A 14,773-nucleotide genomic window follows, 5' to 3' on the forward strand; every position below is an offset into this window, starting at 1 on the left:
ACTATTCGTCCGGCACCTTCGAGTTATTGATCATCTGGTGGGTATTTTGGGTGCCGACGGACAGAGTTTCGCGAAAAAGACTGACGGCGTAGAAAAAGGCCGCCAAAAAGAGCAGCAACAGCACAAATTTGAAGCTGGATTTCGGGTTTTTCCAGGCGATAAAAAGCAGAATAAGCGCGACCACCGCCAGCACGACCGGGTACTGGTGATATAGACCGAACAGACGATTTACCAGCTTATCCAGATCCATGAAGTCCCCTTTATACCCGCAACAGCGCTGCCGCCCAGGTGAACCCGGCGCCGAAGGTGACCATTCCGACCAGTGCACCGTCCTTGAGTCCGGCGTCACGGCGGAGCTCGTCAAGGGCGATGGGGATCGAAGCGGAGGAGGTATTGCCGTAGCGATCGACGTTGACGTAGACCTTCTCCATCGGAACCTTGAAGCGCTTGGTTACAGCCTCAATAATGCGCAGATTGGCCTGGTGCGGGATCAACAGATCGAGATCCTTCTCCGTAAGCCCCGCCCGCTCGAGCACCTTGGTCAAGGCGCCGACCATGGATGACACCGCATGACGGAAGACCTCTTTGCCTTCCATGCGGATAGCGTACACTTGCGCAGCGAGATTCGCGGCGCTGGGCGGATTGAGACAACCACCACCGGCATTATAGAGCAGATTGCTATGGGCACCGTTACTGCCCAGAAAGGTCTGCAAAAGTCCTCGCCCGTCAGTAGAAGGCCCGAGGAGCACAGCTCCGGCCCCATCCCCGAACAGCACGCAGGTATCGCGATCCTGCCAGTTGACCATGGAGGTGAGCACCTCACCACCGATCACCAGCACCCGCCGGTAACCGGACGCGACCATCATCCCCTCGGCCACTTGCAAACCATAGAGAAACCCGGAACAGGCGGCCGAAAGATCAAAAGCCACGGCATTTTTCGCCCCCAGTTTCTCCTGAACAATACAAGCCGTCGCGGGAAACTGCATATCCCCGCTCACGGTCCCGAGGATGATCAGATCGACCTCGTCGGCTGTTACGCCGGCGTTCTGCAGGGCATTGCGCGCGGCTTCGGTCACCAGATCCGAAAGTGCGCTCCCCGGCTCGGCGACATGCCGCTGCCTGATGCCCGTCCGCGCGACGATCCATTCATCGGAGGTGTCAACGATCTGTTCCAGATCGGCATTGGTGAGAATCTTTTCCGGTACAGCGCGACCGGTGCCCAGTATCATGACCTGCGGTTTTTTTGACATTAAATTTCCTGACTTCGGTAAGTAACCATAGTCGCACAAAATAACATACTGCCTCTGTGAGGGCTAGGAGTCTGTCTGACTTTTCAGAGTCTGAAGTTTGAACCTGCTGGCCGGGAAGGCGCTGATCAGCCCCATCCCTAATGCGGCCAGGTAGGGAAGCGACTGGACCAGCAGGGCAGCGCCCCAGAGCAGGAAGGTCGCCAGCCCGAAGCCGAGTGCGATCAACAGATTGATCCGCAAGGTTTTTTATCCATAGATTTTTAATCCCGGAACAAGAAGCCTGATCAGAAACGTGCAGATTATAGAGCCGAAACCGGCAAAACTGGCTAGAAAAAAATTTGTTTCGCCTCTATCCATATATAACGTCCTGACTAAATCACCCCCGAGCGCTGAATCTGCTATGTCTCCAGCGATCGGCAAGAGCCAGTCTCTCCCGCATTTCCAGCTTGATTATGACAACCTTTGACCTCTCAAAGAGGTTGCGCTACATTTCGAAATATTTCTCAGACTAAGGCCTAAAGAAAGGACCATGGATGAGCAGTTTCACCGGTCTGTTTAACAACGCGATCCTCCTGCTGGCCATGGGTGTTATTTACGATGCCCTGGGCATACATAACCTCCGGCGCTCCATCGTGCGCGATATTCTATCGGGGCTGCTCATCGGTCTGGTCGGCATCGGGGTGATGCTGACCCCCTGGTCACTGGCACCGGGGATCTTTTTCGATACCCGCTCGGTGTTACTCAGCCTGTGTGCACTGTTTTTCGGTTTACGTCCCACCCTGATTGCGGTGGCGATGACCCTGGCCCTGCGTGCGTTTCAAGGCGGAGCGGGGGTCTACGTCGGTTCACTGGTGATTGTGTCCTCTGCCGCCATCGGCCTCGCCTGGCGCCAGTTGGAACTTGCCCACAACGGGAAATTGAGCTGGTGGAACCTCTATCTCTTCGGCATGCTGGTTCAGGTAGCTACTCTGACCTGCATGTTGCTGTTGCCCGCCATGGTGCGTTTCAAAGTTCTGGCAGCCATAACCCCTCCGGGACTGCTGATCTTTCCGATCGGGACCATGTTGCTGGGATTGGTCCTTCGCCGTCAGAACGAGCGTAGAACGGCGGAGAAGGCACTGACCGAGCATCGTCATCTACTTGACCGTGAACGCGGACTGTTGCGCGGCCTGATCGATTCAATCCCGGACGCCATATTTTTCAAAAACACCAAAGGTCAATATCTGGGGTGTAATCAGGCCTTTGACCAACGATCCGGGCTCTCTGAGCAGGATATTATCGGCAAGACCGCGCTGGAACTTTTCGATCCACAAACGGCGGCAAGGATCAATCGACAGGACCAGCAGGTCTATACCTGCAGTGAGCCATTCAGCGCAGATGATTGGATAAAATTTCCAGATGGTCAGCTGCACCTGATGAGCACTCTCAGGGTCCAATTTCGTGGCCTGGATGGCACCCTCTACGGCTTGGCCGGCATCAGTCGCGATATTACCGAACGCACCCACGCTGCTGAAGAGCGTGCCAGACTCGAAGACCAGCTCCAGCAGTCCCAGAAAATTGAATCGATCGGCCTGCTGGCAGGCGGCCTCGCCCACGATTTCAACAATATTCTGGCCGGCCTCTATGGCAATATCTCCCTCGCTAAAAACAAGCTGACCAGGACCCTGCCCGAACATCCCGGTCTCCGCTACCTCAATGCGGCCGAAAAATCGCTGGGACGTGCCACCTCCCTGACCAATCAGCTGCTGACCTTTGCCAAGGGTGGAGTCCCGGTTAAAGAGATTCTGGCCCTGGACAGTCTGATTGAAGACGTTGTGCAGTTCAGTCTGTCCGGCAGTAAGGTCATCCCGCAGATCTCCCAACCCGATCACCTGTGGCTGGTTGATGTCGATCAGGGGCAGATGCAGCAGGTTTTCGGCAACCTGACTATCAATGCCAAACAGGCCATGCCCGAGGGTGGATTGTTGCGGATTACCCTGGAAAACACGGAACTCCCGGGCAACTGTCTGCCAGACCTCAGCGGGGGGAAATATGTCCGGATCACGCTGACGGATAATGGCAGCGGCATCCAGCAGGAGCATCTTGAGCAGGTCTTCTCCCCCTACTTCACCACCAAACCATCCGGCAGAGGACTGGGCCTCGCCACCGTCTATTCAATCATCAGAAAACATCTCGGGCATATCAGCGTCGTTTCTCAACTCGGCCAGGGAACCACTTTTATTCTCTATCTGCCCGCCGCCAAGAGTCAGGAGCTGCCACAGAAAACAGTGCCCATAAACACCACCCCCCCACAGCAAATTTCCAGGATTCTGGTCATGGATGATGAAGAAGCGATCCGTGACATCACACAGGACCTGTTGGAAGAAGCCGGCTTTGCGGTCGAAACTGCGCCCGATGCCAAATTGGCCCTCGCTTTATATGGTCAGGCGTTGGAGGCCGGGAGACCATTTGATCTGGTCATTCTGGACTTGACTATCCCCGGCGGAATGGGGGGATTGGAGGTCATCAAGGAGATTCTGACACTTCACCCGCAAGCGAGCGCCATTGTGTCGAGTGGTTATGCCGATGATCCGGTGATGGCGAATTATGCAGACTACGGTTTCAAGGGCGTGGTGGCGAAGCCTTACGAACTCAGGACACTGACCGACGTTGTGTGCCAGGTTTTGCACAGAACACCAGGGAGATTTGAAGATGTGGGATGAACGTTATCAGGCTGAAGAATTTGTCTACGGCACCGAGCCGAACGCATTCCTGCGTGAAGCCGGCAGCCAACTGACTCCGGGCAGAGTCCTCTGCCTCGCCGAGGGGGAAGGACGTAACGCGGTGTTTCTGGCCGAACAGGGCCATACGGTGACAGCAGTCGACGCGTCAGCGGTCGGGCTGAAAAAGGCCCAACGCCTGGCGATCGAACGCGGGGTTCAGATCAGAACCGAGGTCGCCGATCTGTCAGTGTACAAAATTGAGGAAGAGGGTTGGGACACGATTGTTTCAATTTTCTGCCACTTGCCCAAGGTAATCAGAACAACACTTCATAAAAATATCTCTAAGGGCTTAACACCGGGAGGCCTGTTTATTCTTGAGGCCTATACCCCGGCCCAGCTTGCGTTCGGCACGGGCGGCCCACCGGTCAAAGAGTTGATGCTAACCCTGACTGAGCTGCGGCAAGACCTGGCCGACCTCGACCTGGAACATGCGCTGGAGACCGAACGCGACGTGATCGAGGGCTCGCTCCACACCGGCCGCGGAGCTGTCGTCCAACTCATCGCACGTAAACCAGGCGCTTAACGACCTGGGAGCCTGCCCGGAGAGGCCCGGCTCCTAGGATCTGCTCCCGCGGCGGCCGGTTTTGACTGCCGGCTTACCGGCGGTCCCGGCTCCCGGTTTTTTTTTCTGCCCGACCGTCCGACTCTTTGTCGATTTCTGCACCTTAGCCGGGCCTTTAGCGGTTTTTATTTCTCCGCTGCCGGGCTTAGCTCTCTTGGCCGGCGCTTGCCCTGATTTAGTCGTCGCACGCTCTGGCTTAACGGCAGGCGTTAGTGTGCGGCCCACTGCGCGTCCCGAGCTTCGCTCAACCTTACCCGTCGATTTCGAAGCCTTTGCGGAAGTTCTTCCGCCTGAAGCAGAGCTTTTCGCTGGCCGGTTCGTGCCCCGTTCGGTTTTGACCGCCGGTTTCGCCGTTTGAGCAGGTTTGGATCTGATAGAGGGATCGAGCTTGACCTTGGGAAATGCGCTCAGGGTCTCTTTGGGGATCGCGTATCTCAGCAGTTTTTCAATCGCCTGCAGACGCGGCAACTCTTCCTGACAGACCAGCGAGACCGCAACCCCCTTCTCGCCGGCACGCCCGGTGCGGCCGATGCGATGGACATAGTCTTCCGGCACCTGCGGCAATTCGTAATTGACCACCTGCGGCAGATTGGCGATATCGAGGCCGCGCGCGGCGACGTCGGTCGCGACCAGGACCCGCAGCTCTCCCTGTTTAAATTGGGCCAGAGTGCGGGTGCGGATCGACTGACTCTTGTTACTGTGGATGGCCGAGGCGTTAATGCCATCGTACAACAACTCTTCGGTCAGCTTGTCCGCGCCATAACGCGTGCGGCAAAAAACCAGCACCTGGTCCCAGTTCCCCTGCTGGATCAGATCGGCCAGCACTTCTCGCTTTTTGCGGCGCTCAACCGGGTAGACAATCTGGGTCACGGCGTCAGCAGCCAGGTTACTGCGCGCCACTTCGATCCGCCGCGGCTGGTTGAGCAGTTCGTCGGCCAGCTGCTTGATATTCGGCGCGTAGGTCGCCGAAAAGAGCAGGGTCTGACGTTTCGTCGGCAGGTACTCGGCGACCTTGAGGATGTCGTCGATGAAGCCCAGATCGAGCATACGGTCGGCCTCATCCAGCACCAGAAATTCAACTTTTGAGAGATTAATCGTCGCGCGTTCGGCGTGATCGAGCAGGCGTCCCGGGGTCGCCACCACGATATCTACGCCGCGATGCAACCGCTCAATCTGCGCCTGAATGTTGATCCCGCCGTAGATCATGGTCGAGCGCAATGACAGCCGACGGCCGTACATCTGCATCTGGTCACTGACCTGAGCCGCCAGCTCCCGCGTCGGCACCAGCACCAGCGCCCGCGGCCGCCGACGTTTCCCTTCGGGAATGGTTTCGCTTAAGCGCTGCACAATCGGCAGAGCAAAGGCCGCGGTTTTTCCGGTGCCGGTCTGCGCCCCGGCCAGCAGGTCTACCCCCTCAAAAACCACCGGGATCGCCTGGGTCTGGATCGGGGTCGGAGTGGTGTATCCCTGATCGGCAATCGCCTTCAACAGTTCGGCACAGAGGCCAAGAGAATCAAAAGACATGAGTTCAAATCCTTAAAAGGAGGAGCTGTCGGGTTTTCCACGACCTGGCCCACCCACAACATCTGAGCTGCGGCTCTTGCCAGCGGAAAGTTAAGTGACAACGTTGGACGCAGGCAAGAGCCGCAGACCAGATGTCCTCGTTAAAAAACGTAATTTATGCATCCTGTGATCAACAAACGTCGGAAGATACTCGGATTAGCCCACAGCTGTCAAGCCGCCGAAAAATCGAAGGTTTTTTAGTAGAGGGGACCACAGAGTTCGAGATGGGTCAGATAGAGTCGGACATCGAACTCTAATTGGGGATAGGCGGGTTCCATGTGGAAACACAGATTATAAAAGGCCTTGTTGTGCTCCTTCTCTTTTAAGTGCGCCAGTTCGTGGACCACGATCATGCGTAAAAACGCCAATGGCGCGATCTTAAACACTGCACCGATGCGGATTTCGCTCTTCGCCTTGAGCTTGCCACCCTGCACGCGCGAGACAAAACTATGCAGCCCGAGTGCCTGATGGGTCAGGTTGATCCTGGTGTCAAAGACCACCTTGGAGAGCGGGGCGGCCTTGCGCAGGAACTGATTTTTAATATCCAGCGTGTAATCGTAGAGCGCCCGGTCGGTCTTGATCTCATGCGCTGCCGGATGGCGCTTGAGCAGCACTTCCCCCAGCCGCCCTTCATGGAGCAGTTGCCGGATCTGCAGACAGACCTGCTCCGGGTAACCGGCCAGATAGGTTAACTCTTTCATCCCGTGCTACTCTTTTCCGTTTTTGACCCCGAACAGCCGGATAAAATCGTCCGGCATTCCGGTATCGAAGAACATCTTACGCCCATGGAAGGGGTGAATAAACGCGATTGAGCGGGCGTGCAAGGCCAACCGTTTGGCAGGGTGATCATCGCGGCCATATTTCTTGTCGCCCAGCACCGGATGCCCGTTTTCAGCAAAGTGGACCCGGATCTGATGTTTGCGCCCGGTCAACAGATGGACATCAAGCAGACTGAATCCCGGCCCCTCCTGCACCACCTTGAAGGCGGTCCTGCCGAGTTTCCCCTGCGCCGCATCCGAGATTGAATACACCCGCTGAGCGGCATTTTCGACCAGATAGCTGGAGATCAGCCCCTCTTTTTCACTCAGCCGCCCCTGAACGATGGCCAGGTAATGCTTGTCGGTCTGTTCCCAGTTATCCTGCAGAAACTTCTTGGCCTGCTCGCTCTTGGCGAACAGCAGCAGGCCTGATGTATCCTGATCGAGACGATGGACGACATAGACCCGGTTGCGCGACTTGGGATTCCCCTTGCGCACATAGTCGTTGAGCAGATAGTGCGCGGTGCGGGTCTTGTCGCGGTCGGTGCCCACGGTCAGCAGACCGGCCGGCTTATCAATCACCAGAAGATCCTTATCCTCATGCAGGAGGATAAGGCCTCGTGGACCACGTTTTTGCGGCGGACGTTTGCCGTGATGCTGATGATCCATTTTATTATCCGCCACTCTTGACCTCATAACCACTGTACTGCCCGCTGGAAGAATAAGTGTAAAAGCGGATATTTGAAATTAACAGGTTAGTGGCAAAGTGCCTGGTACTCTATACACCCTAAACCTTCGCATCTTACTTGTTCTTTTCCGCGCCAACTGCGTTGTGCTTTCCGCTGTATAGCTATGCTATGCAACGAAAAACACGCCTTGTTGACACGGAAAATACCTGCGCAATCCTACAATTGCTTAGAATGTATAGAGTACTAGCGCAATTGTCAAAACTGGTTGTTTTTTAACGACAATCCTGCAATTCTTGGCCCCTGATCTTAAAAGGAGAAGCTCCAATGTCATCCCCGGCTCCCCGCTACCCGATCGCGGCGCAACGCTCACGCTGCGAGATTGAAGTCGAACGCAGCCGCTTTATCGCCACGCTGCAAGAGGTATGTTCTGCTGAAGATGCGCAGGCTTTTGTTGCCGAGCTCAAAGCCGAGTTTCCCGACGCCAGCCACAATTGCTGGGCTTATCTGGTCGGCCCTCCCGGCAGCAGCGACCGCATCGGCCTGAGCGACGACGGCGAACCCCACGGGGTCGCGGGACGCCCGCTGCTGACCTGCCTGCAGCACAGCGGACTGGGTGATATCGCGGTGGTGGTGACACGCTATTTCGGCGGGATCAAACTCGGCAAAGGCGGGATGGTCAAGGCCTATACTTTAGCGGTGCAGACCGCCCTCGATCAACTGCCGCGTGCTGAACGGGTCGACTGGTGCGAGCTGCGGGTGACCTTCGACTACGCGCTGGTGACACCCCTGGAGCGGCGCCTGATGGAGTTCGAAGCGGAGCCGCTCGCCACAGACTATGCGGAGAAGGTCAGTTTTCGGTTGAGGCTTCCCCGGGAACGGGCAGAAGAATTTCGCCAGATATTTGAAGATTTGACCGCCGGGCAAGGCAGCCTGAGGGTTTTATGAGAAACGCTTTTCCCCAAGTTACATCAAATTTGATCGAGAACCTCCCTCACTTTTCCAGCAAATGTCTCCAGGGAGACAGGTTTTTGAAGAAAGTGGATATAATTATCGACGATCCCTTGTTTGGAAATAATATCTGCGGTGTACCCTGAAACGAATAAGACTTTAATTTCTGGATGAAGGGCCAGTATTTTCTCAGACAATTCCCTGCCATTCATTCCAGGCATGATCACGTCCGAAATCAGGAGAGCAATCGCACCAGGGTGTTTTTGGACCAAAGCCAGAGCAGCCCCTGCCGATGACGCCGGAAGAACCTGATACCCACAGCCTTCCAGCATGACCATCCCCATTTGAAGCAACATCTCATCATCTTCCACCAACAGAATGGTTTCAGTTCCACCCGCGAGTTCTTGCTCTTGTGGACTTGCTGGCGTTTCGGCGGCGTCCATCTCGCGCGGGAAGTAGATATTAAATGTCGTCCCAACCCCGGGCTCACTGTAAAGAGTGATAAATCCATGATTCTGCTTTACGGCACCATAGACTGTAGCCAGACCCAGACCCGTCCCGTAACCAATTTCCTTGGTGGTAAAAAATGGTTCAAAGATGTGATCCTGAACCTCCTTGGGCATGCCACATCCATCATCGCTGACGGAGAGCTGGACATAATCCCCGGGATAAAGTTCATAGGGGCGTGCCATGCAATAAGCTTTATCGATGGAGGCATTGCCGGTCTGAATGCTGATGTTGCCACTACCAGCGATCGCATCACGGGCATTAACGCAGAGGTTGGCCAGGATTTGATCCATCTGGGAGGGATCGACCTTGGTTGTCCAGAGGTCGGATTTCGGGCTCCAGGAGAGGCGGATATTCTCGCCAATCAAGCGCTGCAGCATTTTGAGCGTTCCCGCCACCGTATCATTTAAATCGAGAATTTTAGGGGTAATAGTCTGCTTGCGGGCAAAGGTCAACAGTTGCCGGGTTAAATCTGCGGAACGTTTAGCGGCCAGACGAATCTGCTCAAGGTTAGTGGTTACGCACTTACCCTGGCCCTCTTTTCTCAGGGCCATTTCCGCATGACCTAAAATCACGCCCAACATGTTATTAAAATCATGGGCGACCCCGCCTGCGAGCTGGCCGATGGATTCAATTTTCTGCGCCTGAAGAAGCTGACTTTCCAGCCGCTCACGTTCGTTCTCCGCCAGTTTCTGGTCGGTTATATCTGCGTTGATACCGATCATGCGCTCTGCCTGGCCATCGGCTCCCCTGACAACCAAAGCGTTGGCCTTCAAATGCCTGACCTTTCCATCGGGATGGCAGACGCGGAATGCAGTGTCGAACTCCGGTCCGCCGTTCACGGCAGCCTGACAGGCTGCAACGGCGGCCTCTTTATCTTCCGGGTGGAGACCATTCATCCAGGCATCAACATTATTAGGCGACTCCTCGGGGCGAATTCCGTACAGCTCAAACATCCGCTCGTCCCAGATCATGCTGTTCTCGGGGATGTCCCAGTCCCAGATTCCCAATTTCGCTGATGAGGTAGCGAGAAGCAGACGTTGGGTAAGGTTTCGGGTCTGCCCTTCGGCGTGTTTTTGTTCGGTGATATCTGTGAAGACGACGATGGCTGCCGTCACTTCACCAGCTTCATTCTTGATCGGGGCGGCATTGGCCGAAACGATATGGTCATCACCCTGGTCGCGGCGAATGATGAATTCCCGGTGGCAGGTTTCACCGAACAGGACCGCCCGAGCCAGGGGCACTTCATCTGTTGTTAACGGCCTTCCGTCCAGATCAAGCAGTTGCCAACTCGCCACGTACTGATCCAGGCCGACCCCATCTACCACGGTTTGCCGGTCACTACCCCGGATCAACAGTCCCGCATCGTTGACATAGCTCAAACGGCCATCTGGCGCTTCAGCAATGGCAATACCGGCAGGACTCTGGTCCATGGCTGCCTGTAGAATTGCCTGGGTGTATTGATATTGTTCTTCGACCTTTTTTATTTCAGTGATGTCTCGTCCGGCAACTGTAACACCCGCTATTGAGCCATTTTCAACATAGGGAGTATATGCGAGATCGAAACATCGTCTGCCTGCCTGGGGGAAATCAATCCAGGTCTGGTAGCGGACGATCTCTCCAGCCAGGCAGCGATCTATCTGCGCTTTAACAATCTCCTTAAAAGCCCTCTCGCCTATCATCTCGACAACGGTATGCCCGACGATTTCCCGGTGAGATTTGTTGTGTAACCGGAGGTAGGCCTCATTGACCATCCGGTAACGGTAGTTACGGTCAACCAGCGACACAAGATCTTCGGAATTTGAGGTGATATTTTTGTAAACCTGCAATTCCTCCTGTGCCCGTTTACGGGCGGAGATATCCCGCATTATGACAAAAGATCGAGATGAGGCATTATCCTGGTCGAAAACTACCGAATCCACTTCGACGGGGAATTTTTCACCGTTTTTGCGAATTGCGGTAATTTCATAGCCCTGCACTTTCCCTGCTTGCTGCCGCTCTTGAAGACCCATAGGGAGTCGTGGGTCACTCTCATCAAGAATCCCGGCACGGGTACGCTGAAGCATCTCCTCTCTTGTCCATCCAAACATTTCGCAGGCGGCGGGGTTGCAATCGGTGATCCGTCCATCGGGTATGGTCAAGAAGACCGCGTCGGGACTGCTCTCAAAAAGCCCCTTAAACTTCAGCTCACTTTGCCTCAACACCTCATCAGCGAGTTTATGCTCGGCGATATCCCAGGCCAGATCGGCGAACAGGGAAACTGTTTCAATATCCGCTTCAGAATAATCTTGGGGTTTATTGCCAACGCCCATGATGGCCACAATTCGATCATGGCGTTTGACTGGCACGACCAGTTCTCGAATCACCGAAGCATGCCCCTCGGGGAGGTCACTTCGATGAGTGAGCGCGGCATAATCATTGTGAACAATTGGCTGGCGGGTTCGCACACAGTCCGCCCAGACACCGGCCTCATCGAGACTGTAATGCCCTTCCAGCCCGTCCATATGGCAAAACTCTGTTGCCGTTCTGGTGGACCATTCCTTGAGGGTAATGATTTTTGTAGTCTCATCGTAGAAATGGTAGAAGCCGATCGTGCTGCCCGTGAGGTTCTCCAATTGATCAAGAGTCTCGACGAGCAGTTCTTCAAGAGAGTGGGATAAGGCAAACTGCATCAGAAGAAGACGCGCAGCATGGACCTCATTCATCCTTTTCTGCCTCGAGATATCATGAAGAGTCACGAACACCTGATCGGGTCTGTCACAGGACTCTTTGAGTACGGGAATGGCGTTGATTTTCAGCCAGACATATTGGTTGCGGTGTGGAACAAAGACCCCGGCCATGAAATCGCGCACGGGCTGTCCGGTTCGCAGCGCAACTACTGAGGGGTAGTGTTCATGACCAAGGATGGTCCCATCCTTGGTTATCATTTGCCAGGCAGAATCACAGGAGACGCGCCCCATAAACTGGTCACGGGTTAGTCCGAGCATCACCAGCGCGGCCGGATTGACATCGAAGGGATATCCATCGCCTCCGACAAAAAATGCACCTTGAGCCATGTTCTCGAACATAGCCTTATATTGCTGTTCAATTTCGGCCATTGCTAAAACTCCCTGGGAGCCAGATTCTGTCCGGTTTTGGAAGGCGCATTCGATAGGGGTAGAATTTATTTTTTATTAACCTGTTTATATATGAGAAAAACCAAACCCGGATTCAAGTTGTAAGTGCAACTCTAATAGTTTGGTTTGAAGGATAAGCTGCGGTAGGCTCACGGCTTCTTTCACCGACCAAAGTTAGAGGAGCGCGATGATGCACTACACACAGCTTACCCGAGAAGAAAGATATCAGATTTCCGCCTTGAAAACAGCCGGTCAATCGAAGGCGCAAATGGCCAAGGTTCTTGGCCGCCATAAATCCACCATTGGCCGGGAGATGGCACGCAATTGTGGGTTGAGAGGCTACAGACCCAAGCAGGCTGATGGTCTTGCTGTAAGTCGTCGTCAGGAAAAGGTCACTTGCCGTATCACTCGCGAGTCCTGGGCGCGCGTCGAGCAGTTGACCCGCGAATACTGGAGTCCAGAGCAGGTCAGCTATTGGCTGCGGCAGGAAGAATGTCTCCATGTTAGTCCCGAGTGGATTTATCAATATGTTCTTCGTGACAAGCGGGCTGGTGGTGACATCTACCGATATCTGCGCTGTCAGAAACAACGTAAAAAGCGTTACGGTGCGCCAGATCGTCGTGGCCAGCTCAAAGGGCGCGTTTCGATCGACGAACGACCAGAGGTGGTCAACGAACGGAGTCGAGTCGGTGATTGGGAAGCCGATACGGTCATTGGCAAACAAGGCAGCGCTGTTTTGGTTACCCTCGTGGAACGCAAGACCCGTTGGAGCATGATTGGCAAGGCACCCGATCGGACAGCAAAAAAGGTTCGGGCTGTCATAGTGAAACGATTACTACCGCTGGCCTCACACGTGAAAACGTTGACTTACGACAACGGGAAAGAGTTTGCCTTGCATCTGGACATTGACGAGATGCTTCAGTCTAGCGGTTATTTTGCGCACCCTTATCATTCGTGGGAACGCGGCTTAAACGAGAACACCAATGGCCTTATTCGCCAGTTCTTCCCAAAAGGCAAGGATCTCGCTGAAGTGACTGACGAAGAGATTCAGAGAGTGATGAACAAACTCAACAACCGCCCCAGAAAATGCCTTGGATTTAAAACCCCCAATCAGGTATTTTTTGGAATCAATCCACCGGTTGCACTAGCGAATTGAATCCGCCAAACAAAAGAAACAGATATCTAAGGATTTTAAAAAAATTAGAGAAGTCAACAATATGGTAATTTGGGATCATGGTTGGTATTTGGAGGCTGATGCCCACTTTGGCTAGAAACATCGACAAAACATATGATCTTCTTTCAGATTGGAGTTTGCACAAAGAGGTGATTCCCTATGACCTGACCCTGTCGGGCGGGTACCGGAACTTTTTTTGACGCGTATGGCTGAGATCAATTGAAAGGGAGTGCCTGCAATTCTTGTCGCACTTTATGGCAACCGGGAGTTTAAAGGTGCACTGGTCGAGCTGCCTGATGTCAGCACTGCGAAGGGTTTTCAGGCCATCACCGCAGGTGCCTTTATCGGGGAACATTCTTACTCGACTCCTGTCAGACCTCCTGCCAAAGGCCGGGCCCGATACAGAGGACCAGAAGCTCGCGTTTGATTTTGGGCGGAAAATTCCTCAGGAAAAATTGAACTCTTCACAGATTGCGGGGAAATATCTTGGCTTATGTGGCGCATTGTTTTTGCAGGCTAAAAAACTGAGAGGACCTGAACTTATTGAAGCCCCTGATTTACGGGAATGTGAATTAAGTAGCAACTGTCGCCAATTGCTACTTAATCAATTGTCATTTTCGCTCCCGACGCGGCAATTCGAGTGGCCCAAGATTTTTCAATGCGCAATCTGTCGCCGCATTTTGCGTGTAGATTGGATATCTAACCAGAGCATCTCGAAAACTTTTAAGTGGCTGCCCCAGTCCCAGCAGGCCCCGCTCGCGCACCCGACGCACTCGCTTTAAATCAATTTCGAAGACAATTGTTTCTGGACCTGATTGCGCCTGGTAAATTACATCCCCTTCGGGACCAACGATTACCGAACGGCCGTATCCGAGTTCGCCGACATTGTTGACATCACAGAAATAGCATTGATTTACCGCGGCACTGGTTCTGGCGATAGAAAGTTCCAGTTCCCGGTCCGAGGTGTTGGTCATGGTCGGATGTAGAATGACCTCTGCACCCATTGCGACCATGCTTCGGGTTGTTTCAGGGAACCACATGTCATAACAGATCGACAGGCCGAAGCGTCCAACCTCAGGGATATCGAAAACCGTACATTCAGTTCCACCTGCGATCCCTTTTTCATAAGGCAAAAAAGGATAGATCTTTCGATGCCTGGTCACCACTGCACCGGCCGGGCTAATAACCGGTGCAGTGTTGTAGACGATGTCACCCGACAGTTCGTTAAACGACCCGGGAATTAGCCAGATACCATACTCTTGGGCTAAAGCGCAGAAATATTGTTCTGCGGCACCCGGCATAGGCTGTGCTCGGGCTATATCCGGGCCAAAAGCACAAAGTTCGCCAAACAGGACCATCTGCACCCAGGGATAACGTGCCATGGTGCGCTCAAGTTGAGCTTTCATCGCTTCAAGGTTATCCCCTGAGCGGACCTCCATTTGTA

The 14,773-nt window shown here is 54.1% G+C and carries 12 protein-coding genes; 4 read left to right on the top strand and 8 right to left on the bottom strand.

From position 1 onward, the window contains the following. Position 1 precedes the first annotated feature (1 nt). From D888_RS0115810 to D888_RS24200, 3 genes are all read right to left on the bottom strand, one after another. The gene (locus tag D888_RS0115810) at positions 2-250 is read right to left on the bottom strand and encodes a hypothetical protein (protein ID WP_020677544.1); all 249 of its coding nucleotides are present in this window, start codon (positions 248-250) and stop codon (positions 2-4) included. 10 nt (positions 251-260) lie between these two features. Further along, positions 261-1,250: a beta-ketoacyl-ACP synthase III gene (locus tag D888_RS0115815; protein ID WP_020677545.1), complete on the bottom strand. Its 990-nt coding sequence runs from the start codon at positions 1,248-1,250 to the stop codon at positions 261-263. A gap of 63 nt (positions 1,251-1,313) precedes the next feature. Further along, a complete protein-coding gene (locus tag D888_RS24200; RefSeq protein WP_020677546.1) occupies positions 1,314-1,490 on the bottom strand; it encodes a hypothetical protein in 177 nt (58 codons plus the stop codon). 293 nt (positions 1,491-1,783) lie between these two features. Here D888_RS24200 and D888_RS23335 point away from each other — a divergent pair, with 293 nt between their 5' ends. Together D888_RS23335 and D888_RS0115830 are read left to right on the top strand one after the other, a co-directional pair. After that, positions 1,784-3,952 (top strand): ATP-binding protein, encoded by a 2,169-nt coding sequence (locus D888_RS23335; protein ID WP_020677547.1) that lies wholly within the window; start codon positions 1,784-1,786, stop codon positions 3,950-3,952. Next, entirely contained in the window at positions 3,942-4,535 is a 594-nt protein-coding gene (locus D888_RS0115830) for an SAM-dependent methyltransferase (protein ID WP_020677548.1), read from the top strand. Before D888_RS23335 ends, D888_RS0115830 begins: the two co-directional genes overlap by 11 nt. Before the next feature lie 33 nt (positions 4,536-4,568). Here D888_RS0115830 and D888_RS21990 read toward each other — a convergent pair whose 3' ends face one another. The 3 genes from D888_RS21990 to D888_RS0115845 all read right to left on the bottom strand — a co-directional run bounded on the left by D888_RS21990 (position 4,569) and on the right by D888_RS0115845 (position 7,564). Next, positions 4,569-6,098, bottom strand: a complete 1,530-nt coding sequence (locus tag D888_RS21990) for a DEAD/DEAH box helicase (protein WP_020677549.1) — start codon at positions 6,096-6,098, stop codon at positions 4,569-4,571. Between the two features lie 236 nt (positions 6,099-6,334). Beyond that, positions 6,335-6,838, bottom strand: a complete 504-nt coding sequence (locus D888_RS0115840; RefSeq protein WP_020677550.1) for a YgjP-like metallopeptidase domain-containing protein — start codon at positions 6,836-6,838, stop codon at positions 6,335-6,337. A gap of 6 nt (positions 6,839-6,844) precedes the next feature. Further along, a complete protein-coding gene (locus D888_RS0115845; RefSeq protein ID WP_020677551.1) occupies positions 6,845-7,564 on the bottom strand; it encodes an RluA family pseudouridine synthase in 720 nt (239 codons plus the stop codon). Between the two features lie 344 nt (positions 7,565-7,908). Between D888_RS0115845 and D888_RS0115850 the strand changes: the two genes are divergently transcribed. Further along, positions 7,909-8,529: a YigZ family protein gene (locus D888_RS0115850; protein WP_020677552.1), complete on the top strand. Its 621-nt coding sequence runs from the start codon at positions 7,909-7,911 to the stop codon at positions 8,527-8,529. A 23-nt stretch (positions 8,530-8,552) separates the two neighbouring features. Here the strand turns inward: D888_RS0115850 and D888_RS23340 are convergent, their stop codons facing one another. Continuing rightward, the gene (locus tag D888_RS23340; RefSeq protein ID WP_020677553.1) at positions 8,553-12,137 is read right to left on the bottom strand and encodes a PAS domain S-box protein; all 3,585 of its coding nucleotides are present in this window, start codon (positions 12,135-12,137) and stop codon (positions 8,553-8,555) included. A 208-nt stretch (positions 12,138-12,345) separates the two neighbouring features. On the opposite strand from D888_RS23340, the gene D888_RS0115860 reads away from it, so the two are divergent. Then, the gene (locus D888_RS0115860; RefSeq protein ID WP_020675961.1) at positions 12,346-13,311 is read left to right on the top strand and encodes an IS30 family transposase; all 966 of its coding nucleotides are present in this window, start codon (positions 12,346-12,348) and stop codon (positions 13,309-13,311) included. 629 nt (positions 13,312-13,940) lie between these two features. On the opposite strand, the gene D888_RS0115870 is transcribed toward D888_RS0115860, so the two are convergent. Next, a complete protein-coding gene (locus tag D888_RS0115870) occupies positions 13,941-14,768 on the bottom strand; it encodes a carbon-nitrogen hydrolase family protein (protein WP_020677555.1) in 828 nt (275 codons plus the stop codon). Between the last annotated feature and the right edge of the window lie 5 nt (positions 14,769-14,773).

The sequence above is a fragment of the Geopsychrobacter electrodiphilus DSM 16401 genome (assembly GCF_000384395.1).
Taxonomy (GTDB): Bacteria; Desulfobacterota; Desulfuromonadia; order Desulfuromonadales; family Geopsychrobacteraceae; genus Geopsychrobacter; species Geopsychrobacter electrodiphilus.